At 47.0% G+C, this 22815-nt stretch carries 21 protein-coding genes and 1 tRNA gene; 13 read left to right on the plus strand and 9 right to left on the minus strand.

The annotated features are described in order from the left end of the window. The first annotated feature begins 66 nt into the window (after positions 1–66). From ACN08W_RS02950 to ACN08W_RS02975, 6 genes are all read left to right on the plus strand, one after another. The gene (locus ACN08W_RS02950) at positions 67–828 is read left to right on the plus strand and encodes a helix-turn-helix transcriptional regulator (RefSeq protein WP_419103473.1); all 762 of its coding nucleotides are present in this window, start codon (positions 67–69) and stop codon (positions 826–828) included. A 52-nt stretch (positions 829–880) separates the two neighbouring features. Then, entirely contained in the window at positions 881–2338 is a 1458-nt protein-coding gene (sufB, locus tag ACN08W_RS02955) for a Fe-S cluster assembly protein SufB (protein ID WP_419103472.1), read from the plus strand. Between the two features lie 2 nt (positions 2339–2340). After that, the gene (gene sufD / locus ACN08W_RS02960) at positions 2341–3573 is read left to right on the plus strand and encodes a Fe-S cluster assembly protein SufD (RefSeq protein ID WP_419103471.1); all 1233 of its coding nucleotides are present in this window, start codon (positions 2341–2343) and stop codon (positions 3571–3573) included. 34 nt (positions 3574–3607) lie between these two features. Further along, entirely contained in the window at positions 3608–4363 is a 756-nt protein-coding gene (gene sufC / locus ACN08W_RS02965; RefSeq protein WP_419103470.1) for a Fe-S cluster assembly ATPase SufC, read from the plus strand. 21 nt (positions 4364–4384) lie between these two features. Further along, positions 4385–4717, plus strand: coding sequence for a metal-sulfur cluster assembly factor (locus tag ACN08W_RS02970; protein WP_419103469.1), 333 nt, complete (start codon positions 4385–4387; stop codon positions 4715–4717). A gap of 197 nt (positions 4718–4914) precedes the next feature. Continuing rightward, positions 4915–6513, plus strand: coding sequence for an ABC-F family ATP-binding cassette domain-containing protein (locus ACN08W_RS02975; RefSeq protein WP_419103468.1), 1599 nt, complete (start codon positions 4915–4917; stop codon positions 6511–6513). 7 nt (positions 6514–6520) lie between these two features. Here ACN08W_RS02975 and ACN08W_RS02980 read toward each other — a convergent pair whose 3' ends face one another. The 4 genes from ACN08W_RS02980 to ACN08W_RS02995 form a co-directional block, all read right to left on the minus strand. Next, positions 6521–7216, minus strand: coding sequence for a metal-dependent hydrolase (locus tag ACN08W_RS02980; protein ID WP_419108766.1), 696 nt, complete (start codon positions 7214–7216; stop codon positions 6521–6523). Between the two features lie 72 nt (positions 7217–7288). After that, positions 7289–8257, minus strand: a complete 969-nt coding sequence (locus ACN08W_RS02985; RefSeq protein ID WP_419107374.1) for an SURF1 family protein — start codon at positions 8255–8257, stop codon at positions 7289–7291. 103 nt (positions 8258–8360) lie between these two features. Further along, complete coding sequence (locus ACN08W_RS02990) at positions 8361–8621, minus strand: hypothetical protein (protein ID WP_419107373.1); 261 nt, start codon at positions 8619–8621, stop codon at positions 8361–8363. After that, complete coding sequence (locus tag ACN08W_RS02995) at positions 8621–9067, minus strand: DUF3099 domain-containing protein (protein ID WP_419103464.1); 447 nt, start codon at positions 9065–9067, stop codon at positions 8621–8623. The genes ACN08W_RS02990 and ACN08W_RS02995 overlap by 1 nt, the downstream gene beginning before the upstream one ends. Before the next feature lie 242 nt (positions 9068–9309). On the opposite strand from ACN08W_RS02995, the gene ACN08W_RS03000 reads away from it, so the two are divergent. Both ACN08W_RS03000 and ACN08W_RS03005 read left to right on the plus strand, forming a co-directional pair. Beyond that, positions 9310–10026, plus strand: coding sequence for a beta-ketoacyl-ACP reductase (locus tag ACN08W_RS03000; RefSeq protein ID WP_419107372.1), 717 nt, complete (start codon positions 9310–9312; stop codon positions 10024–10026). Positions 10027–10054: 28 nt separating this feature from the next. After that, positions 10055–10801: an SDR family oxidoreductase gene (locus ACN08W_RS03005; protein ID WP_419107371.1), complete on the plus strand. Its 747-nt coding sequence runs from the start codon at positions 10055–10057 to the stop codon at positions 10799–10801. 58 nt (positions 10802–10859) lie between these two features. Here the strand turns inward: ACN08W_RS03005 and serB are convergent, their stop codons facing one another. Continuing rightward, a complete protein-coding gene (serB, locus tag ACN08W_RS03010) occupies positions 10860–11792 on the minus strand; it encodes a phosphoserine phosphatase SerB (RefSeq protein ID WP_419108767.1) in 933 nt (310 codons plus the stop codon). Between the two features lie 113 nt (positions 11793–11905). Here serB and ACN08W_RS03015 point away from each other — a divergent pair, with 113 nt between their 5' ends. The 4 genes from ACN08W_RS03015 to ACN08W_RS03030 all read left to right on the plus strand — a co-directional run bounded on the left by ACN08W_RS03015 (position 11906) and on the right by ACN08W_RS03030 (position 15513). After that, positions 11906–12697 (plus strand): ABC transporter ATP-binding protein, encoded by a 792-nt coding sequence (locus ACN08W_RS03015; protein ID WP_419103460.1) that lies wholly within the window; start codon positions 11906–11908, stop codon positions 12695–12697. A 58-nt stretch (positions 12698–12755) separates the two neighbouring features. Further along, positions 12756–13631 (plus strand): TrmH family RNA methyltransferase, encoded by an 876-nt coding sequence (locus ACN08W_RS03020; RefSeq protein WP_419108768.1) that lies wholly within the window; start codon positions 12756–12758, stop codon positions 13629–13631. A 140-nt stretch (positions 13632–13771) separates the two neighbouring features. Further along, positions 13772–14029 carry a type B 50S ribosomal protein L31 gene (locus ACN08W_RS03025; RefSeq protein WP_419101742.1) on the plus strand — a complete coding sequence of 86 codons (258 nt, stop codon included), beginning with the start codon at positions 13772–13774 and terminating at the stop codon, positions 14027–14029. Between the two features lie 155 nt (positions 14030–14184). Beyond that, positions 14185–15513: an LCP family protein gene (locus tag ACN08W_RS03030; RefSeq protein WP_419107368.1), complete on the plus strand. Its 1329-nt coding sequence runs from the start codon at positions 14185–14187 to the stop codon at positions 15511–15513. Between the two features lie 154 nt (positions 15514–15667). Here ACN08W_RS03030 and ACN08W_RS03035 read toward each other — a convergent pair whose 3' ends face one another. Together ACN08W_RS03035 and pepN are read right to left on the minus strand one after the other, a co-directional pair. Next, entirely contained in the window at positions 15668–16846 is a 1179-nt protein-coding gene (locus tag ACN08W_RS03035; protein ID WP_419108769.1) for a hypothetical protein, read from the minus strand. Positions 16847–16959: 113 nt separating this feature from the next. Then, positions 16960–19611: an aminopeptidase N gene (gene pepN / locus ACN08W_RS03040; RefSeq protein ID WP_419108770.1), complete on the minus strand. Its 2652-nt coding sequence runs from the start codon at positions 19609–19611 to the stop codon at positions 16960–16962. 241 nt (positions 19612–19852) lie between these two features. On the opposite strand from pepN, the gene ACN08W_RS03045 reads away from it, so the two are divergent. Next, positions 19853–19938, plus strand: a tRNA-Leu gene (locus tag ACN08W_RS03045). 129 nt (positions 19939–20067) lie between these two features. On the opposite strand, the gene ACN08W_RS03050 is transcribed toward ACN08W_RS03045, so the two are convergent. Next, positions 20068–20556, minus strand: coding sequence for a hypothetical protein (locus ACN08W_RS03050; protein ID WP_419108771.1), 489 nt, complete (start codon positions 20554–20556; stop codon positions 20068–20070). 151 nt (positions 20557–20707) lie between these two features. Beyond that, positions 20708–22333: an L-lactate permease gene (locus tag ACN08W_RS03055; RefSeq protein ID WP_419108772.1), complete on the minus strand. Its 1626-nt coding sequence runs from the start codon at positions 22331–22333 to the stop codon at positions 20708–20710. Positions 22334–22815 lie beyond the last annotated feature (482 nt).

Here is a 22815-nt window from a genome sequence, read left to right on the forward strand (position 1 = left end):
CTCCTCTAATCTGAAGATAGGTAAACCTTACTAGAGAACTACTCATAATTAGGACATACTTTAGTTGTGTATTCAGCGAATCAAACTTCCAAAAAGAAGGTACCTGGTACGCGCAATGCAGAGACAGAAGAAAAAACTCGAGACAGAGTTTTGCGTGGCGTACTTAATCACGGTCCAGTTTCTGCTGCTAGTCTCGGCGAGGAACTCAATCTCACTCCTGCAGCGGTGCGTCGTCACCTCGACGCACTCGAAGCAGAAGAACTCATTGTCGTAGCGCCTCTCAAACAATACGGAGCCGGCGCAGGACGCCCTGCCAGACGATACGTCATTGCACCCCAAGGGCACACCCAGCTTGGCAACGACTATCTCGACATCGCTCGAGAAGCACTCAAAATGTTGCAACAACAAGTTGGAGAAGACGCACTACGCGCATTCGCCTCAGCAAGAGCTTCAGAGATGGAACAAAAATACCGTCCCATCGTTGAAGCGGCAGGGGAGAACATAGCCAACCGTGCACAAGCCCTTGCCGAAGCAATGACCCGCGACGGCTTCGTCGCAACCGCACAGGTGATGGAACCCCCGCGCGGCAGGGCACTGCCTCGCCACCTACTGGCAAGTATCCAGCTCTGCCAAGGACACTGCCCTGTGCGAGACCTCGCAGAAGACTTCCAAATCTTCTGCGACCAAGAAACCAAAATTATTGCTGACTTACTGGGAGTAGATGTCCGCCGTCTATCCACCATGGCAGCAGGAGCACACGTGTGTACCACACACGTACCTCTAGCACGTGACATGAGTGAAAACAGCGAAACACAGGCAAAGAAATAAATATTCTTTCGACCATCACACAACTGATAGATTTCCTACAAGAAAGGCCATGATGACTGAACAAGTTGAACGTAACGTCAACAACACCGTCATTTCAGAGATTCTCGAGGCCAACCCTGAACTCGAAGGTATCGGTACCTACGAGTACGGTTGGAAAGATTCCGACGTAGCTGGTGCAACTGCTAAACGTGGCCTCGACGAAGATGTTGTACGCGACATCTCTGCAAAGAAGAACGAACCCGAATGGATGCTCAAAATGCGTCTTAAGGCACTCAAATTCTTCGAACGTAAACCCATGCCCACATGGGGTGCAGACCTATCAGAAATTGACTTCGACAACATCAAATACTTCGTGCGTTCTACCGAACGTCAAGCAGAAAGCTGGGAAGACCTCCCCGAAGATATTCGCAACACCTACGAAAAGCTCGGTATCCCCGAAGCAGAACGTGAACGCCTCGTTGCCGGTGTCGCAGCCCAGTACGAATCTGAGGTGGTCTACCACCAAATTCGTGAAGACCTCGAAAAACAAGGCGTTATCTTCGTCGACACCGACACTGCACTACGCGAACACGAAGACATCTTCCGCGAATACTTTGGCACCGTTATCCCCACCGGCGACAACAAATTTGCTGCGCTGAACACTGCTGTATGGTCTGGTGGATCTTTCGTCTACGTTCCTCCAGGAGTTCACGTCGAAATCCCTCTCCAGGCATACTTCAGAATTAACACTGAAAACATGGGACAGTTCGAACGTACCCTCATTATTGCTGATGAAGGCTCTTACGTTCACTACATTGAAGGCTGCACCGCACCCATCTACAAGTCTGACTCATTGCACTCAGCTGTCGTAGAAATCGTGGTTAAAAAGAATGCCCGTGTACGCTACACCACCATTCAAAACTGGTCCAATAACGTATACAACCTCGTCACCAAACGCACCATCTGCCATGAAGGCGCCACCATGGAATGGGTCGACGGTAACATCGGCTCTAAAGTCACTCAAAAATACCCCGCCGTATATATGGTTGGTGAACACGCTAAAGGCGAGACACTGTCCATCGCTTTTGCTGGTGAAGGACAACACCAAGACACTGGCTCCAAGATGGTGCATATTGCTCCAAATACCTCCTCTTCTATCATCTCTAAGTCCATCGCACGTAATGGCGGACGCTCTGCATACCGTGGCTTAGTGCAGGTTCGTGAAGGCGCAGCACACTCCAAATCAAACGTAGTCTGCGACGCGCTACTGGTTGACACCATCTCTCGTTCGGACACCTACCCCTATGTGGACGTACGAGAAGACGACGTCACCATGGGACACGAAGCAACCGTCTCACGCGTTTCCGAAGAACAATTGTTCTACCTCATGCAGCGAGGACTCAGCGAAGAAGAAGCAATGGCCATGATTGTTCGCGGATTCGTAGAACCTATCGCTCGTGAGCTCCCCATGGAATACGCTCTTGAACTCAATCGCCTTATCGAACTTCAAATGGAAGGATCTGTGGGCTAACGATGACAGCTAAAGAAACCATCACCCATAACTCTCCTGCAATCCCCGGAATGGACGATGAAGGAGAAAAGCTAGCGACTGAACACGCTCATGACGACACCCTACGTGTCGAAACAGCAAGCGTGGACTCTTCACGTGCAGGACGTAAAACCTCCTATCGTGTAGAAGATTTTCCCGCACTTACCGGACGTGAAGAAGACTGGCGCTTTACCCCTCTCAAACGTCTCAAAGGTTTGCACACCGACGCGCTCACTGGAACGCCAATTGCAGCCTCTATCGATGCACCAGAAGCAGTACTGGTTGAGACTGTTTCACGAGAAGACTCACGTATCGGTTCTGCCGGTATCCCCGAAGACCGTGTTGCAGCGAACGCATGGTCACACTTCTCAGAAGCAACCATCATCACCATCCCTCAGGAGACTGAGCTAGACCAGCGCATCAACGTAGAAATTCACGGCGAACACAGCGAACCTACCGCACAACACCTACTCATCGAGACGAAACCTTTCTCTCGTGCTGTGGTCGTACTACGTCATACTGGTTCTGCCGTATTGAGCCAGAACGTTGAGTTCGTCGTCGGTGATTCCTCCACCTTGACCGTTATCTCTCTTCAAGAATGGGACGATGATGCAGTTCACGCATCAGCACAATACGCCTCACTTGGACGTGACAGCAGATTCAAACACGTGAGCATTTCACTCGGCGGAGACCTCGTTCGTGTTACCCCTTCAACGAAATTCAGCGCACCCGGTGCCGAAACTGAAATGTACGGATTGTACTTTGTTGATGCCGGTCAGCACCTCGAATCACGACTCTTTGTCGATCACAGTGTTCCTCGCTGTAAATCCCGTGTGACCTATAAGGGTGCGCTTCAGGGACGTAACGCCCACTCCGTATGGGTTGGCGACGTCTTAATCGGTAAAGAAGCTGAAGGAACCGACACCTACGAGCTCAACCGTAACCTTCTTCTTGAAGACGGACCTCGTGCAGACTCTGTGCCAAACCTAGAAATTGAGACTGGTCTTATCGAAGGCGCCGGACACGCATCAACTACAGGTCAGCTCGATGAGCAGCACCTCTGGTACCTACAAGCTCGCGGTATCCCCGCAGACGAAGCTCGTCGCCTTGTCGTGCGTGGATTCTTGAACGAAATCATTCAGCAAGTACGTATCCCTGAGTTGGAAGAACAACTCATGCAAGCTCTTGAAGCAGAACTTGCAATCAGCAATAACTAACGGTTACGACGGTACAAAAGTTTTTAGGAGAACAATGTCTACTCTCGAAATTAAGGAACTCTACGTTTCTGTCATCCTTGACGATGAAAACTCTAAGCAGATTCTCAAAGGCGTTAACCTCACCATTAACTCCGGTGAAATCCACGCTATTATGGGCCCTAACGGTTCTGGCAAATCTACTTTGGCAGCAACTATCGCCGGTCACCCCAAATACCGTGTAGATTCCGGTGAGATTCTCCTCGACGGTGAAGACGTCACTGAAATGTCTGTTGATGAGCGTGCTCGTGCAGGTCTTTTCCTTGCTATGCAGTACCCTGTCGAAATCCCTGGTGTGACAATGTCTAACTTCTTGCGTTCGGCAAAGACTGCTATTGACGGTCAAGCACCAGCTCTACGCACTTGGACAAAAGATGTCAAAGACGCTATGGGCAAGCTCAAAATTGATGCAGACTTTATCTCTCGTAACGTCAATGAAGGCTTCTCTGGTGGCGAGAAAAAACGTCACGAGATTCTTCAGCTTGAACTGCTCAAACCAAAGTTTGCTGTTCTTGACGAAACTGACTCAGGTCTTGACGTTGACGCATTGAAGATTGTTTCTGAAGGCGTTAACCGTGCTCACCAAGATAACGATATGGGTGTTATGCTCATTACTCACTACACTCGTATCCTTCGTTACATCAAGCCTGAATTTGTTCACGTTTTTGTTGACGGACACATGGTAGATCAAGGCGGTCCTGAACTTGCAGACCGTCTAGAAGAAGAAGGCTACGTTTCCTACCTCGGTAAGTAACGAACGAAAGGGACCTACCCCATGGATGAGACAACCGCAGCTGGTCGTCCCTCACAAGAGGAGCTTGAAGAAGTCCTCAAAAATGTGATTGACCCAGAACTTGGCGTGAACATCGTTGACCTTGGCTTACTCTACGGTATGCGTTGGAATGACGAGGGCGTCCTTGTTCTTGACATGACACTCACAACAGCAGCATGCCCGCTACAAGACGTTATTGAAGAGCAGGTTAAACAAAACCTTGAACTCATCCTTGACGCTTGGCATGTGAACTGGGTGTGGATGCCACCGTGGGGTCCTGAACGTATTACTGAAGACGGACGCGATATGATGCGTGCTTTAGGGTTTAATATCTAATGACTTCATACATAGATTAGAAACCTATATGTGATTGCCTTGGTGCAAGAATGAAAAGTTATTCTTGCACCAAGGCAATCTGCTCTTAATAGCGTGTTCTATAGCTCTATTATCAAAGAACGTGTAGAAGACGAGGTGTTCTTGATAAGTCGTACTAGACTAAATAAATACGTTTACTTTAGGTGAAAGGTTTTTCCTTGATTACTGTTTCTGACCTCGAACTAAGAGCCGGAGCTCGCCTGCTCATGGAAGAGGTAAACTTCCGTATTGATAAAGGCGATAAAATTGGTCTAGTGGGACGTAACGGGGCCGGAAAAACCACCATGACTAAAGTCCTTGCAGGGATAACACTACCTGCCGGTGGCGATATAATACGTCAAGGAAAAATTGGTTACCTTCCTCAAGACCCAGCCATCGATGATATGTCTCAACTGGCAAAAGACCGTATTTTCTCTGCTCGTGGATTAGACGGAATATCACGTAAAATGCGCCAAGCGCAAGAAGAAATGGCCAGCGAAGACCCCGATATTTGTGCTCGTGGAATGCGCCGGTATGACCGTCTTGAAGCAGAATTCATCGCCGGTGGGGGATACGCCGCAGAATCAGAAGCTGCCTCAATTACTAACAATCTTGATTTACCTGAGCGTATTCTCAACCAGCCGTTGTCCACACTTTCTGGTGGGCAACGTCGACGTGTTGAACTAGCACGCATCCTATTTTCTGACGCAGATACGATGCTCCTTGACGAGCCAACCAACCACCTTGATGCTGATTCTGTGATGTGGCTTCGAGAATTTCTTAAAAACTTCCAAGGCGGATTATTGGTAATCAGCCACGATGTAGAGTTAATGGAACTGGTCGTCAACAAAGTGCTATACCTTGACGCAAACCGTTGCCTTGTTGATGTCTACAACATGAGCTGGAAGAACTATCTGAACCAACGTGAACAGGACGAAGCTCGTCGCAAACGTGAACGTGCCAACGCACAGAAAAAAGCTTCAACCTTGATGGAACAAGCACAAAAAATGCGCGCCAAGGCAACGAAAGCGGTTGCTGCTCAGCAAATGATGAAACGTGCCGAACGTCTAATGCGCAGCGTAGAAGAAGAACGGATCGTTGATAGAGTGGCAGCTATCCGATTCCCTTCACCAGCACGATGCGGTAAAACCCCCATTACGGCAGAAAGCCTCTCAAAATCCTACGGTTCTTTGGAAATCTTCACCGACGTAGATTTAGCAATTGACCGTGGCTCTCGTGTCGTGATTCTCGGATTCAACGGTGCCGGAAAAACTACGTTACTTCGTATGCTTGCGGGGGTTACCACTGCCGATACTGGTGAAGTGAACTACGGTCACGGCGCAAAAATTGGGTATTTTGCTCAGGAACATGAAGTCCTTGACCCAGAACGGTCCGTAGTGGAGAATATGCGTTCGGCTGCACCAGATCTTGACGACACCGAAGTCCGTACCATTCTTGGATCTTTCTTATTCTCTGGAGACGACGTCGATAAACCAGCGGGAGTACTCTCCGGTGGCGAAAAAACACGACTATCTCTTGCAACGTTAGTTGCTTCATCAGCAAATGTTTTACTACTCGATGAACCAACCAACAACCTTGACCCCGCATCACGTTCAGAGATTCTTAAAGCTCTAAAAACATATGAGGGAGCAATTGTCATGGTTTCACACGACGAAGGTGCTGTTCGAGCCCTCAACCCAGAGCGTGTATTACTATTACCAGACGGTGTCGAAGACCACTGGAACAAGTCATACGAAGATCTCATTGCTCTGGCATAAGAGACAATTACCACTCGAAAAAACCACTTAACGATATAAACACCCACACGATATATAGCATCAGTGCCACGGCGAGAAATTGCTCTCGTCGTGACCCTGACGCCCCAAGAATAGGTAACGCCATATTGCCAGATTTTTTCCAGAAAATGGATGAAATAGGAGCTTTGATAGTTAACGGCCATAATAGGTTAACTCCACGTCGAGTCAGCGCGTCTCCCAGAATATGAACGCTTGAACCCACACCAATCGCTAGAGGGAAAAACTCTATAGGTTGTGAAGAATAATAGGTAAAAGAAGCAACAGCGACAGCACCTAACCAGCCGCCTGGTGCACCAAAAGTTCGTAATGCTAAACCGCCAGCATACGCAACCAGAATAATAGATAACCAAGGAATTCCCCACCATAAATAGTGAGGGGAGCTCAAAGCCAGTGCCCAAAATATTCCTACTCCGATGAACGAATGAGTGCCTTGACGATGGCCTCCACTCAACCGCTGTACTACGGCACATATCCAACCGGATAAAGGAGGTATTGAACGGGCAATAGTTCCATTTCGATGGTCAATATCGGGGAGCATGCCTGCTCCTGCACACGCCAACGTTGTCACAAATATCGTAGGATGATCTGTAATCGGTACGACGCCATGATGAACTAACGCTAACCATGTTGCTGCAGCACTTAGAGAATGCGTATACCCCATCATCTTTATCTCACTCTCATCAAAGGCAAAGATAAAAGATAACATATTCTCTAATCAGAGCGCTATTTGGGGGAGCTATTGGTTGTCATACGCTTCTAATAAAGCATCCTCTTCTTCCTCATCACTGGGGCGAGCCCGTTTTTTCTGAATCCGAGGGCGAACAATAGACTTCATATGAGCCGGCATATCATCTGCCATCTCCATCTTACGAAGAACAACTTCTTCATCTTCTTCGCCAATATAATTTCCCTGATCATCATAAAACTGGCGATAATACTGCTCTAACTCTGCAGCCACCTGACGGTCAATCTCATCATTACGCACTTTCTGACGAGCTAACCAAATAAAGGCAATATAACTCATCGCCGCAAAAACGTACCACTGCACAGAATACGAAAGGTTAGGCCCCACATCTAGTTCGGGCTCTTTAAGCTTCTCAGGAGCAATAGCTGGGGCGGGGGACTCTGTTGCCAGAATCCCATAAGCTCCTTGAGCAATATCTAACCCCGTATGCTTTGCAGCCTCCTGCAAATTGATAGAAGGAATCTGACCAGCCGGAGAATCTTTACCCGTCGATAACTCGCCACGATGAACCCTGACCACAAGAGAAACCTCCCCCTGAGGAGCCACCGGAATATCGATATTTTCGGCTGCGGCGTCAAAAAGATCTGCTGGAATCCACCCGCGATCAACCAACACGACCGTTGAACTATCAGATACTCTAAAAGGCACTAACACCTCAAAACCGTTTAACCCCTCAAAAGGACGGTTACGCACAAGAAGCGTCTGCTCTGAAAGATACTCTCCACGAAGACTCACCGGATGCCACTGCTCAGATACCTGAAAATCATCAAAGATATGAGGTACCTCAGCCAAAGAGTGTGCAGGAGCATGATAATTATTTGTAATCAGAGAATTCTTATAATCTAAAGCTTCCTTACGGCCCATCTGCCATTGAGCAAGATAAAGGCACAACACCGAAAATAAGACACAAAAAATGAAACCAGCAATCCACTTACCAGAGAACAAAAACCTGTACACCATCACCACATGCTTTCAAAACCTATAACAGGGGGATTACGCTCGCTTCATCCTACGTGAGAGAACCTCATACTAGTCTACCGTGAAGCAAAACCCTCAACGAACGCTACAGCTCATCCTCTACCGAAAAAGGTAAAGTCTCCTTTAGAAAAGATCGAGAGCCAAGAAAATCCTCTAAAAATTGACGATGTGCAGAACACGCTAACCATACTTTGCGACGCTCAGGAGCATGAACTTTAGGGTTATTCCAGAGAAGTTTCCACTGCGCCAACTCCTGACAACCACGACGTGAACAACAAGGCATAGGAGCCTCGAACGGACTATCAGGAAGCTGACCCGACTCCGATAAAGCACCAAGAATATCCACTACGCGTCACGTCCTAAAGAATCTGACGAGGAAATAACCTCACCATCAATCACCCACACATCATCTGAACCATTCTCAAAAGTATCGTGTTCAGACGAATGCGTCACTGTATCTGCACCAAGAGCTAACCGCTGTTGTTCAGAAGGATCATACGGCGAAAAATCACTACCAGCACCACGATGATGACCGTTAGCAACAACTACAGCAAACCACGGCAAGAGAGCAGCACCCATAAAGAACACCACTGACACCCACCCATGCGTAAGTACCGCACCAATAATACAGACCACACGCAACGCCATCTTTATTGAATATAAACGCCAGCGTTGATCAACACTTTCCGAATGAGGACTAGGCGCTTGAGTAATGGAATACACTTCAGGCTCAGAAGAACCCACATACCCTAACTGCTCAACATCTTCTGCTGTCCAATATTTTTTTGACATCTCGCCTCCCTTCCTCAATTTCACAGAGCACTACGCACACACCAGTCTAGAACTTTATCCAGAGAACACAACAACTTTTATGACACTTAAACCAGCAAGTGCAACTAAGAATAGAATTCTCCACAAAAACCCACAATATCCTCGAAAAAGCTTTTACCAGCAAAAACAACTCCAGTAACCACAGCCCAAAAAGCGTAGTATTACCCACAAGACACTACGACCAACCACCAGAAAAGAACAACATGACAGAACAAACACCTAAAACCATCCTCGTCACAGGCGGAAACCGCGGTATAGGATACGCCATCGCACAAGCCTTCAAAAACCAAGGACACAACGTCTGCATCACCTACCGCAGCGGAGAAGCCCCGCAAGAATTCTTCAGCGTCAAAGCCGATGTACGAGACACCGAATCCATCAACGCCGCCTACGAACTCATCGAAAAAACCTACGGGCCAGTAGAAATGCTCATCGCGAACGCAGGTATCACCCGTGACACTCTCCTTATGCGCATGACCGAAGAAGATTTTACCGACGTCATCGACACCAATCTCACCGGAGCTTTCCGCGTCGTACAACGAGCCACCAAAGGAATGCTCAAACTGAAACGAGGACGTATTATCTTCATTTCCTCCGTCGTAGGACTCTACGGAAGTGCCGGACAAACAAACTACGCAGCCTCAAAATCTGCCCTTATCGGAATGGCACGCTCCATCACCCGAGAACTCGGCGCTCGCAACATCACCGCTAACGTTATCGCCCCAGGTTTTGTTAACACTGAGATGACTGCTGCTCTACCCGAAAAAGTTCAGCAACAATATCGAGACGCTATCCCCGCCAAAAAATTTGCTGAACCAGAAGATATCGCACACGTGGCAACATGGCTTGCCAGCGAACAAGCCCATTACATCAGCGGTGCAGTAATCCCCGTAGACGGCGGATTAGGCATGGGACACTAACAACGCTTTATCGAAAGGTACTAAGACGATGACAGAACTACAGCAAAAACACATTATTATTACGGGCTCTTCACGAGGAGTCGGCGCAGACACCGCAGAAATACTTGCCGGTCAAGGAGCACGGGTTGTTGTTAACTATCGCTCTAAAGCTCCAAGAGCGCAAAAAGTTGTACACGCAATTCATGAAGCAGGTGGCGAAGCCATCGCTATTGGTGCAGACATCACAATAGAAGCAGAAGCACAGAAACTCATCCATGATGCAGTTACAGAATACGGGCCCATTGACTACCTCATTCTTAACGCCTCAGGCGGTATGGAAAGTGGAATGCCAGAGGACTACGCTATGGTTCTCAACCGTGACTCACAACTACGTCTAGCCCGCTTAGCAGCTGAACATATGAACCCTGGCGCACGTATCGTCTTTGTGACCAGCCACCAAGCGCATTTTATTCGTGAAGTTTCTACCATGGCAGAATACCAGCCTGTGGCAGAATCAAAACGCGCAGGAGAGGACGCACTTCTCGCAGAGGTTCCAACACTCAACGAGCAAGGGATCTCTTTGGTTGTTGTTTCAGCCGATATGATTGAGGGAACTGTGACTGCAACCTTATTGAACCGGTTGCATCCAGGAGCGCTAGAGCAGCGTCGTGAAGAAGCCGGAAAACTATACACTGTTCATGAGTTTGCTCAGGAAATTGCGCGGATGGTGACAGAAGATGTCCCCAGCGGGCATATTGAATTAGTCGGCGGCGCACAAGGCTTTATCCAAGACTAAAAATTCCTAATATTGTGAGTCTCTTTCGGTAAGAACAACTCTTACCGAAAGAGACTTTTTAAAGACCCATAAAATGTAGTACGGCATCTAAACGCAAGAAATTGAGCTGAACATCAGATGCTAACTGAAGTGAAGGCTTAGCGCAGAAAGCTACACCTAAAGCAGCCTCTTCCAACATGAAAATATCGTTGGCTCCGTCTCCGATTGCAACAACATGAGATAGCGGAACGTTTTCTTCTGCAGCCCACTTTTGAAGATACAAACGTTTAGCCTCTGGTGTAACAACTTCACCTATGACTTTTCCGGTGAGTACCTGCTGAACAATATCTAACGTATTAGCGTGTGCGTAGTCGAGACCAATACGATGAGCCAAAGGGTGAAGAATATGGGTGAAACCACCAGAGACGGCCGCAATCTTATGACCTTTTGAGTGGAGAGCCTCGATAAGACGTAAAACTCCGGGCGAGAGCGTTAATTGATGTATGACATGTTCAATAGCTTGCTTGGGAACGCCTTCGAGCGCTTTCACTCTCTCCCTGAGCGACTCCTCAAACACAAGGTGCCCGTTCATTGCGCGCTCAGTGATTTCCTGAACGTGCTCTGCTTTGCCAGCGTGTCGTGCCAGCTCATCAATAACTTCTTCTCGAATAAGCGTTGAATCGACATCTAAAACTATGAGCTTTTTTGCTGGTGTATAGAGTTCTTCTTGGACGGCATGAATGCTTAACCTTGCAGTATTCGTCACCTGTTGGTTGAGTTCTTTTCGGAGTTCTTGTATCGAGCCGTCATATTGTGCACGGACCTGTACCATCTGGTAACCGGGGCCAGAGGCTTCTTGCAAATGGTGAATGGGGGAGAACACCTCTGATACTTGGTGGGAATCTACCGATAAAGAGGGTATAGCTGAAACGGTCTGAGAGAGGTGGGTATGTTGTTGCGAGAAGAACTCTGGTTCGGTGCATAAGGAAGTTATACGTACGGCAATGCTCATAAGAGTTAGTGTACTCAGCTTGATGAGTGAGAGAGCGTAACTATGGCCATATAACAGAAGTATTGTTCGTTGAATGTCCAAAGAGAGTGTTGAGAACCGTTAGAGTTAAAGATATGAGCGCAGTTCTTGATTTTGTACAGGTAGATGTTGTCCGTCAGCAAAAGAATCTTTTGCACCATGTTAATTGGACGGTTAACGAGGGAGAGAAATGGATTGTCCTTGGTCCGAACGGGGCAGGAAAATCTACTCTTCTTGCTATTGCTGGTGCACGTTTGCACCCAACAAGTGGGATGGTCGATATTCTTGATGAGATTCTTGGTGCCGTAGATGTCTTTGACTTGCGTCCGCGTATTGGTATTTCTTCCTCCTTACTTGCTGCGACTATTCCAGATGAGGAGAAAGTACTCGACGTCGTATTAACGGCAGCATATGCAGTCTCTGGTCGTTGGAACGAAGAATACGATGCGTTAGATGACACACGTGCAGAAGAATTGCTACGTGATTGGGGTATCGCGGATTTGGCGCAACGTCGTTTCGGGACCCTATCTGAAGGCGAAAAGAAACGTACGTTGATTGCTCGAGCATTGATGACAGACCCAGAACTTCTTCTCTTAGATGAGCCTGGTGCTGGTATGGATATTGCTGGACGTGAAGATTTAGTGCAACGCCTACATCATCTAACACAAGACCCATATGCTCCAGCGACTGTTTTGGTCACTCATCATCTTGAGGAGATTCCCGCTGGTTTTACCCATGCTCTCTTGCTCCGTGAAGGTGAAGTTATCGCCTCTGGCGATATTGCTACAACCATTACGGCTGAGAACTTGAAAAAAACGTATGGTATGGATTTTGAATTGACCATTAACGCTCAAGGGCGTTATTCTGCTTTCGCAAAAAACTCTTAATGCACAGTTTAAGCTGTCATGTATAGTGTTCTAAATCAAAGAAAGAACCTTTTTCATCATGGGTAGAAAAAAGCAGCTTTCTGAGCAAGATATTTATGAGCGAAAACAGCGAGTATTCTCTTGCGCAAATGTTCTTCCGATCGCTGAGATGAGCGTTGAACACCGAGAATACTTTCACGCATTGACTGATGTTCATTTGCGGAAGCTGGCAGAACCTCAATGGGGTATCTATATTGCAGAATCATCAAAGGTTATTCGCCGATCAGTTGCTGCAGGGCACCATATCGTAGCTATGGTCATGAGCGAAAAATGGGCGGATGATCTTCTCGATGTGATTATTTCTCACCCCGAGGCTGTTTGCTACGTCGGCAGCGAAGACGAACTAGAGGCAATCGTCGGCTTCCATCTACATCGTGGTGCTCTTGCCGCGGTACGCCGCCCTGAGCCGTTGAGCATTGATTCTTTGGTTTCTGGTGCTCATCGTGTGGCAATTTTAGAAGATATTGTGGACCATACGAATGTTGGTGCTATTTTTCGTTCGGCTGCAGCCTTATCAGTAGATGCGGTTCTAGTGACTCCTCGATGTGCTGATCCACTGTACCGTCGTTCTATTCGTGTTTCGATGGGAACGGTATTTCAAGTTCCGTGGGGTCGTCTTCAGTCATGGCCTGAAGATCTTGATGTGCTTCATTCATTAGGTTTTCGTAGTGCAGCGTTTGCTTTGTCTCAAGATTCTTTATCTCTTTCGGAATTGTCTGCACGTGATGATAAAAAGCTTGCACTGATTTTTGGTTCTGAAGGTCATGGGCTGGCGTCTAGAACTTTGGCTGCGGCCCAAGATACCGTGATGATTCCAATGGCAGGTCAGGTTGATTCTCTCAATGTTGCAGCCGCTAGTGCCGTAGCATTTTGGGAGACACGCTATCAAAAGTGACGTATTTCTTGGCGTTGGTACGCCATCTGTGTCTCAGAAGTGCTATTGTTGTTAGCTGGTTGTAAAACTACTGAAACATTCGTTTCAGTGACTGATCATAGTTTCTGGCAAAATCCAGAAGCACTAAAGAAAGTATAATTATGAAGGCTGAAATTCACCCAGACTACAATCCCGTTATTTTCCGCGACCTTGCATCTGGCAAGAGCTTCCTTACCAAGTCAACCATGACTTCTGCGAAAACTGAGAAATGGGAAGACGGCAACGAATATCCTGTTGTTGAGGTTGAAATTTCCTCTGAATCCCACCCGTTCTACACTGGTAAACAGCGTATTATGGACTCCGCTGGTCGTGTTGAGCGCTTCAACGCACGCTTCAAGAACTTCGGTAAATCCGCATAAGTTTAGATTGAGAAATCAGAATCACACCTCACACAGGTTTTTGTCACCTGTTGTGGGGTGTTTTTCTATATTCGGTAGCTACAATGAAAGTGAACGACTCTGTTTTCTATCGTCGTATCACACCGAAGAACACTCACACCTAGGAGAACACTCATATGGCAGAACCCTCACCGGAGACAGCCCCACAGAAAAAAAGCAAAAAAGGAAAAATCACATTGGGTGTTTTACTCACCCTCTTGCTGATTCTCGGTATTGCCGGCTGCTCCTATGTCGCTTCCATCAGCTCCGCATGGAATAACGGCACTCAGAAGTTTAGCGAAGAACAGGTATTTCCCGGCGACGACGGTGCTGTCAATGAAGAAACTCTCAAAGAGTTCAAGAAAAATTACGAAGCTGCGCAGACTAAGGTAACTGAGTCTGAAGAAGGCAAACACGAGGAATCTTCTGATCAAGAGAAGACAGAAGGTACGAAGGACAAAGACGAGGAACAATCTAAAGATTCTCACAAATCGGAAGATGCTCAAAAGAAGCACGATTCAGATACCTCAAATACTCGTGCATCACGCGATAAAGGGAAAATCGTTAATTCACAAGGTATTAATAACGTCACAGAACATGATTCTGATGGCGATGGTATCCCAAACTCCGTTGAGGGTGGTGCTGTCACTCCTCGTCCCGCAGCAACGGGAGCAAAAAATATTTTGCTCCTAGGTAGCGACTCTCGTGCCGGAACAGCAGAATCAATCCATGTGAGTGGACAGCGAGCTGACACCATTATGATTCTTCACGTTCCCGGTGGTGGAGCTGACCCTTACCTGATCTCCATTATGCGTGATACATGGGTTAACATTCCCGGATACGGTGCAGCAAAAATTAACGCTGCCCTGAACTACGGCGGTGTCGGACTACAAATTGCAACACTCGAACAGCTCCTTGGCGTGCGTATCGACCACGTTGCTGAGATTGACTTTTCTGGTTTCAAAAGCCTGACTGACGCGCTCGGAGGTGTAACTGTACAGGTTCCTTTCAGCTTTACTGCTGATTCTTATAGCTTCACTGCAGGACCTAACCATATGAATGGTAACCAAGCTCTTGCTTTCGTCCGTCAACGTTACGCCTTTAGCGACGGTGACTACCAACGTGTACGTAACCAACGTGCATTTATGCGCGGTTTGCTCCAAACAATTACTTCTAAGGGAGCTTTCACCAGCGCAACAGAGCTTCGCTCCGTGATTGATTCTATTGCTCCTTATGTAACGGTAGATAGCGGGTTGAGCGCATCTGCGCTCTTCTCCATGGGAGCACCCTATATCTCCTCTGGTGGTACTCGGATGCATATGCTCACCCTTCCTAACGCGGGAACGGGCTGGTCTGTTGATGGGCAATCTATCGTAGTGCTTGATAGCAACGCTACAGCTGCACTCTCACAAGCATTACGTTCTCACACGATGGGCTCATATACAGCGGTATACGGTGAAGACTAAAACTGCATAAGAACTCGATGAAAAAATGAGTCAGTAAGGCGGATACGAGACTTCTCGTATTCGCCTTACCTATTTACTCGACAAAAATAGAGGGGGTCTTCTTCCACACGCACAGTGGAAGAAGACCCCTCAAAAGTCTATTGAGGAGCAATAATTACTTTTCGTGTTCTTCTACATCATCTTCATCGTAATGTTCATAGCTTTCATCATCTTCGGGTGTTCTTCCCATAAAAAGACCAAGAAGTGCCAAAGAGAAACCTAAGACAATGCTAATCAGTCCAAGCATCGGATAAGAGAAGACAAGAACTACCCCAAAGAGTAACACTGCTGCACCAACGATTCCCATCAAAATGGATACTCGTCGGTTGGGGTTTAGATCAGCCAACGTATCGTGTTCTTCTACCGATTCTTCATCTGAATGATGGCGAGAAGAACTGAACGGGCTCACAAAGCCAGAACGTTTTTTCCGTTGAGGAGTCTGAGCGTCAATTTCACCTTGAGTCGGCACATAAACCGTTGTGACTTCGTAGTCATCAGCTGGGTCTAAGAGCTCTGGAACGTTGTTGGGCAACTCTTCGTACCATTCTGATGGTAAATCTTCTGCACGAACAGCCTGTACGGTTAGTGATAGTTCAAAAGAATTTCCACGAATCGTTCCCCACGCACTGGTGAGCTTATTTTTTTCAAATGCATAGCGAATGACCGGTGCTAATTGTTCAGACATCTGAGTGCTCAGACGCCCTACTTTTTTACGGTCATGGAATACTTCTACGGAGTCAATAAAGTTACCGTCACCTTGGCGTAGACGGTTTGCTTCAAGCGTGAGAATGACACGTCCTTCACCGCTCGGTGGAAGAATTGAATGAAGATATTCTGCATGGTTTTTCTCGTCAAGAACCTTCATTGAAGGGCCTTGAGGTAGAAGAGTAGCTTGCGTGGGCGCATTATTGAGCGGGAACAAAGATCCTGGTGCACTCAGCGAAAGAATGCCTGAGCTTTCAATCATGTTGTGCCCAGATTTTCTCCGTGCAACCGCGGAAAGCTGTAGATGTGCTACTGCATCATACCCAGAGGCGATAACGCGAGTAATGGGATTCCAATAGGATTTAGAATCTTGAGGATGTAAACGGCCGATTTTGAGTTCATCAACGTAAACAGCGATACTTCCCGGTTCATAGGGGTTATCTGGCTCTGGTACTAGACGGGCTTGCCCGTTCCACACTCGTTCACGGTCCATCTGGAGCTCTTCAAAGACCTGAAGAATCTCGGCATCGTAGAAGTCATGAGTAATGACTTCAACTGTTCCACGATCACCCAGTGCATAATCGGTCAAAGTGTTGCTCCTTTATCCTACAGTTTTACTCACCTAATAGCTTCTCATGAATTGCCGGTTTAGCACTAACAATTTAGTGCTAAACCGGTAACAAGTTTTTCAGATGAGAGTATTTACACAGACTCTGCGTTGAATTGCTGTGCTTTGAGTGCACGTTGGCTTTGGTCGAGATGCTCTAGAACCAAACGACGTAATGCACCCGGCGCTTCGTGATTATCGTCAAGCCACTGTTGTGCCCCTAAAATAACAGGGTTTTGCTCAATCTTTTGGTCAGTGTGGAAATTGACCGGAGGGAACAACCCCGAGACAACGCGTGTCGCCATGCCAATGGAACGGGTTGTCCATACTTCGTTGAGGGAGCTAAAGTACCGCTGAACCAATGACGGACATAAGCGATATCCTCCATGCTGGAATCCACGTGCTGTTGCTGTGAGAATATCGTTCGATACATCTGTTTGGGTCAGAACACGTTCAAAAGCTGCCAATTTAGCATCTTGATCAGGTAAGGAAGCTTGAGCCTGCGCATAGCTACGTTCGGAGATGGAACCGGGCAACTGCTGTTGTTGCTGTTGAAGTTCTTCTACGCTGGTGAGCCCATGAACGCTTAAAGCGATGAGAGCATTCCACCCTAACGTGGAGTTAAGTTTTAGCCCTTGAATCTCGGTGGAGAGGGTGGGTTCTTCAGAGCTAGCATAACGAGCAATATGGCGTACGAGGGATTCTCCGTTGAGACTGTGGGTGCTTGCTTCTAAGAAAGCGCGAGTAATGATTAGCTGCTCATCACTTCCCTCCGGCGCCTGATGCAAGGCTGTTTTAAGAGAATCTGTGAACTGATTCCATAGCTGTTTTCGGAGAGCCGGTTGTGCATAACTTGAAATAGCAAGGTTTGTTTGAGCTAAGAGGTTTGAAAGAATCACTGAGACTGGTTCTGAGCCGAGTGACTTTTCGACTGCTGTTAAAAACTTTTCAACTTCAAGGGATCCGTCTCTGACTTGATTCCACAGGCTGCTCCAGATAATGCCTCGTGTGAGAGGATCTGCAATAGTGTGTACATGTGATAGTGCAAGTTCTCGACCGTTTTCCTCGCTAATGACAGTTTTAGCGTAGGTCAAATCGCCACTATTGAGTACCAAAAGATCTGCTTGCGCGACGTGTGCTCTTTCTTCCTCATTGAGTGGCAATTCCATGTCTTCAACGGGGCCAGCTGGAATAGAACATTCGATAAGGCTCGTTGAGATAAGCTGATTCTCCTGAAGCTGGAATGTTTCTAGGAGCAGGTGGTGGGGCCTGCCGAGCTCTGAAGGGACATCCTCTGGTAGAACCTGCGAGAGCGTGAGTGATTTAAACTCTTGTTGCTGAGTATAGTGACGTTCCACGATGAGGGTGCTTAACCCACTCGTCTGTAACCATGCTTGCGCCCATGTGTAAACGTCTTCGGTAGAGCATTCATCGAGTACTTTAAGAAAATCGTTGAGGGTGGTGTTTGAACCTGCGTGACGTTGGAAATAAAGACGTGATGCGGCGATAAAGGTGTCAAATCCAACGTAGGAAACGAGTTGTTTGAGTGCTGAGGAACCCTTTGCATAGGTAATTCCATCAAAGTTTTGTTTTGCAGCTTCAAGGTTTTGGATATCTGCCACAATGGGGTGGGTCGTTGGAAGCTGGTCTTGAGTATATGCCCATGCTTTACGTTGGTTAGCGAAGGAGACCCAAGCGTTATTAAAGCCTGCCGCCTCATGTGCTCCAAGAGTGCCCATATATTCTGCAAATGATTCTTTGAGCCATAGGTCGTTCCACCATTTCATGGTGACGAGGTCTCCGAACCACATATGAGACATTTCGTGGCAGATAACGTTTGCCCGTGCCTCATATTGGGCTTCTGTCGCTCCAGATTCAAAAATATAGGATTCGGTGAAGGTCACAAGCCCAGGGTTTTCCATGGCACCAAGGTTGTACTCGGGTACGAATGCTTGCTGGTATTGGGGGTAGGGGTATGGGGTGTCAAAGAGCGTCTGGAAGAAATCTAGTCCTGCTTTAGTGATGGTAAAGATATTGTCGTAATCAAAATATTCTTTCAGAGAGTGACGGCAATAAGCCACTAGCTCGAATGATGAATCTGAGGCTTCTGTGTGTGGGGTGTAGTGGTCATATGCGGCAAAATACTCGCCTGCAAGGATTGCCGTAATGTAGGTTGAGATTCTTTCGGTGGGTGCAAAAACTCGTTTGGTGATGTTTTCGTCTGTGGGGTCTGGTATTTCTTCTATGAGTGGGGTGTTCGATGAAACAACCCAATCTTTAGGGGCTGTAATACGGAAGTTGAAGATTGCTTTGAGGTCGGGCTGCTCAAAGTTGGGGAAGACTCTACGGCAATCTGCTGGTTCGTATTGGGTATAGAGGTAGATTTTTCCGTCTTTGGGGTCGAGATAACGATGTAGTCCTTCGCCCGAGCGTGAGAAGAATGAGCGCCCATGAATGGTGAGGATATTTTCTGCGCGTAATCCGGTGAGTACAATGCGTGAACCTATAACACAGTCATTAATGTTGAGTGTTTTTCCGTTGAGTTTAACGCTTTCAACGCTGTGGTGGATGTAGTCGATAAAGGTTTCGGCATTTTCTGTTGCTGTGAAACGGACTGTTGTTACTACGGGGTAGGAGTCGAATGTTGTGTCTTTGGCGTAGGTAAGGTCGATGAGCACATCGTAGCTGTCGACGGTGAGTAGTTCTGCTCTGGCGCTGGCTTCTTCTTGAGTTAGGTTTTCATTCATCACAGTTTTAATGTATCGGATAGATGGGACTGATGAGGAGTTTTTAGGTGAAGTAAAAAATTTATTCTCTTAAATATGCTCTTGACTAGGTGTTTTTCTGTAAATATGGTTACCGCTAGCATGTATGTGACGAGTATCGCTGTAAAAAATGCTGTTTCGAGTTGCAACCCGGTTTCGGGTCGTGTAGATTATTACCTGTTGTCGAGAGATGTTACGAAAAGTCAACATCACTATGTCACCTGCGCGGGTGGCGGAATAGGCAGACGCGCTAGCTTGAGGTGCTAGTCCTCGTATTAGAGGGTGGGGGTTCAAGTCCCCCTCCGCGCACAACAAATTTGAATCCCCCTACGGTTATCGTAGGGGGATTCAATGCATTTAAAAGCACTATAAACATCAGGGGAGGGGTAACCTATATCTAATAGCTACCCGCTCAAGATATATTCACGTGACTACCGTCTAGGGTTTTTGCATTGTGACCTCTTCTTGGTCACCATCAGGTGTTGTGACAGTGTAATGCAAGGTTCCATCTTGAGAGTATCGGAAAGTTTTTGTCAGTTCACGTGAGGTTTGAGAAGACTCTGTATCTTTCTCTACTGCTGTCTGCGATACCCATGTGTAGTCACCTGCTGTCTGAGGGGCCTCAAAGCTACCTTTCCAATACAAAGTGTGTGCTCCATCTTCTTCATGAACCCAATGGATGCTAATAGTGTTGTCATGAACAAGAGCTTCTAACCATACGCCATCAGTTTTGGGGTTTCTCTGGCTCCACGTGCCCGTCAAATTTGGGGTTTGAGTATTTGTGTTCTGCCTTGTTGGTGCATTAGAGCTGTTCACTGTTGTGTTGGTTGACTGGTCGGGACTCTCTGATTTTTGAGAAGAACTGCTGCATGCGCACACGCTGCAGGTCAGAAGAATTACAGCAAGAGATACTGACAGATGTTTCATATTTCCTCACATATTATTTAGGGGCACCTAAGTTAATAAGGATAATTGCTTAGAAGAAGAAAAACAGTTAATTACTGTAGATTAAAGAAAACCCTGTTGGTGCCTCATCAAGGTGAGGTACCAACAGGGTTTTTCTGGATATGAAGGAATTTTAGAGTACCAGCGATAGAGCGAAGACCCAGAGGCACGTCCATGCTAAGAGCACGACACTGTATTTAAATGCTGCAGAAGTAATCTTTGACTCTTCACCAGATAGTCCTACAGAGGCGGCTGCAATAGCAATGGATTGCGGGGAAACAATTTTAGCCATCACGCCACCTGTAGTATTTGACGCAACGAGAAGGGTGGGGCTTGTTCCAATCTGTTGTGCAGTGGTTGCCTGTAATGCGGCAAAGAGGGTGTTGTTATTAACGACAGATCCCGTTACGAATACACCAATCCAGCCAATAATAGGGGAGAGCAACGGGAAGATAGATCCTGCTGCAGCAACTGCTAGAGCGATAGAGGAGCTAAGGCCTCCAAAATTCATGACATTTGCTACCGCCATAACGAGGCAAATCATCACAATAGGCTTCCATAGCTGTTTAACCGTTCCTTGGAGCTCTTGGAGAGCGGCGCCGATGGTGATATTTGAGGTAACAATGGTTAGTAACGCTGCAATAAAAATAGCGGTTCCTGAAGCGGAAAGGATGCCCCAACTAAAGATTGCCGACATCGGTTTGGGTTCTGCAACAATAGGGGCTACTTGGAGAATACCCTGGTGCAGATAGGGCATAGAGAACTTAATGGTTGTGAAGTCTAATGGCCCGCCGACAGCCCAAAGAGCTTTCATAAAAGGTGTAGACCAGAGCAGAATCATTCCAGAGAGAATGCAGAAAGGGCTCCATGCTTTTGCTACTTCTACAGCTGTAAATGTTGGGGCATTTTCTGACGTAATTTCTGGTGCCCCAGATTCTCGGTAGATATGCGCAGGTTGCCAACGGCGCATCACAAGGGCGAGGATTACGAGTCCAATAAGGGGCGGAATGATATCTGCTAGCTCTGGCCCTAGCGTCCAAAGCATAAGTGCCTGTAACCCTGAGACTACAAAACCGATAATGAGTGCAATGAGCCCAGTTTCTTTGACTGCTCGGATTCCGTCTTGAACAAAGACGAGAATGAGCGGAATAAGTGCGGTCGTGAGCTGAATCGTGAGAATCATTTCGATACTTAACGCAGATAGCTCGACGGATCCTTGTTTTGCTCCGACGATAACAGGAATACCGATGGCTCCATATGCTCCGTAAGCAGCATTTGAAATAAGAGCATAGACAGAAGCTTTAATAGCATCGAATCCTAATGTTACGAGAAGTGCAGCGCAGATTGCGATGGGGATGCCAAAGCCTGCGGCACCTTCAAGAAACCCTCCAAAACAGAATGCGATGAGGAGGACTTGGATACGTTGGTCAGCTGATACGGCGGAGATAGAATCTTGAATAATTTTGAAGTTTCCAGCTCTGACTGCAATGCGGTAGAGCCAGACCGCCATGAGAACAATCCATCCAATAGGCCATAGTCCACCGAGTGCACCATATGTTAGTGCAGATAAGGATGCTGTCCACGGCATGTGGAAGACAGCGACAGCGATGATTAAGGCGCTGGCGAGAGAAATACTTGCTGCTTTGATACCAGTGAGTTTGAAGACCGTTAGTCCCAGAAGAAAGATGATAATTGGTAGTGCTGCGATAACGGCTGAGAGCGCACTTGAGCTGAGTGGGTCATAAATCTGTTGCCACATGCGGCGTTCCTTTCGGGTGAAGCAAGGGGCATCTTTATGTGTTGTGAAAGGGAATATATGGTGTGTGGTTAGATGCCATATTTGAAGTTATCACTGTTGTTTTATCTTTCACTAGTGAAATGTTTGGATGTTTTCGGCGGTTGAGTCCACCATAAAATTGTTGTTTTGATTGGTTTTAGTTGATTTTCTGCACCAGTTTTGACTATTAGTGTCTTAGACTCTAAGAAGAATATTGTGACGAATGGTACAAATAGTGCCGAGTAATAATCGTTCACAATGCTGGATGTGGCGATTCTGTCATATTTACTAAAGGTTTTGTAATATTTTTTTCATGATAGAAAATGTGACCAATGCCAAAAAGTAACCTTTAAGCGTTGTTTTTTAGCGGGTTTTTGAAGCGGTTGTCAACTATTTGCCCGCTAATCATCAAACAAAAACCCAAAAATCCAACATAAACCCTCATCTTTTCGTGCCATACTTGT

It is taken from the genome of Rothia sp. CCM 9419, assembly GCF_048512815.1.
GTDB lineage: Bacteria > Actinomycetota > Actinomycetes > Actinomycetales > Micrococcaceae > Rothia.

Bases quoted from the DNA above. Each gene is read 5' to 3' on its own strand.
- ACN08W_RS02985 (WP_419107374.1), bottom strand. From the start codon at position 8,257: ATGGTGTACAGGTTTTTGTTCTCTGGTAAGTGGATTGCTGGTTTCATT.
- sufD (WP_419103471.1), top strand. From the start codon at position 2,341: ATGACAGCTAAAGAAACCATCACCCATAACTCTCCTGCAATCCCCGGA.
- serB (WP_419108767.1), bottom strand. From the start codon at position 11,792: ATGAGCATTGCCGTACGTATAACTTCCTTATGCACCGAACCAGAGTTC.
- ACN08W_RS03005 (WP_419107371.1), top strand. From the start codon at position 10,055: ATGACAGAACTACAGCAAAAACACATTATTATTACGGGCTCTTCACGA.
- ACN08W_RS02980 (WP_419108766.1), bottom strand. From the start codon at position 7,216: ATGATGGGGTATACGCATTCTCTAAGTGCTGCAGCAACATGGTTAGCG.
- ACN08W_RS03030 (WP_419107368.1), top strand. From the start codon at position 14,185: ATGGCAGAACCCTCACCGGAGACAGCCCCACAGAAAAAAAGCAAAAAA.
- ACN08W_RS03055 (WP_419108772.1), bottom strand. From the start codon at position 22,333: ATGTGGCAACAGATTTATGACCCACTCAGCTCAAGTGCGCTCTCAGCC.
- ACN08W_RS02995 (WP_419103464.1), bottom strand. From the start codon at position 9,067: ATGTCAAAAAAATATTGGACAGCAGAAGATGTTGAGCAGTTAGGGTAT.
- ACN08W_RS02970 (WP_419103469.1), top strand. From the start codon at position 4,385: ATGGATGAGACAACCGCAGCTGGTCGTCCCTCACAAGAGGAGCTTGAA.
- ACN08W_RS03015 (WP_419103460.1), top strand. From the start codon at position 11,906: ATGAGCGCAGTTCTTGATTTTGTACAGGTAGATGTTGTCCGTCAGCAA.
- sufB (WP_419103472.1), top strand. From the start codon at position 881: ATGACTGAACAAGTTGAACGTAACGTCAACAACACCGTCATTTCAGAG.
- pepN (WP_419108770.1), bottom strand. From the start codon at position 19,611: ATGAATGAAAACCTAACTCAAGAAGAAGCCAGCGCCAGAGCAGAACTA.
- ACN08W_RS03020 (WP_419108768.1), top strand. From the start codon at position 12,756: ATGGGTAGAAAAAAGCAGCTTTCTGAGCAAGATATTTATGAGCGAAAA.
- ACN08W_RS03050 (WP_419108771.1), bottom strand. From the start codon at position 20,556: ATGAAACATCTGTCAGTATCTCTTGCTGTAATTCTTCTGACCTGCAGC.
- sufC (WP_419103470.1), top strand. From the start codon at position 3,608: ATGTCTACTCTCGAAATTAAGGAACTCTACGTTTCTGTCATCCTTGAC.
- ACN08W_RS03000 (WP_419107372.1), top strand. From the start codon at position 9,310: ATGACAGAACAAACACCTAAAACCATCCTCGTCACAGGCGGAAACCGC.
- ACN08W_RS03025 (WP_419101742.1), top strand. From the start codon at position 13,772: ATGAAGGCTGAAATTCACCCAGACTACAATCCCGTTATTTTCCGCGAC.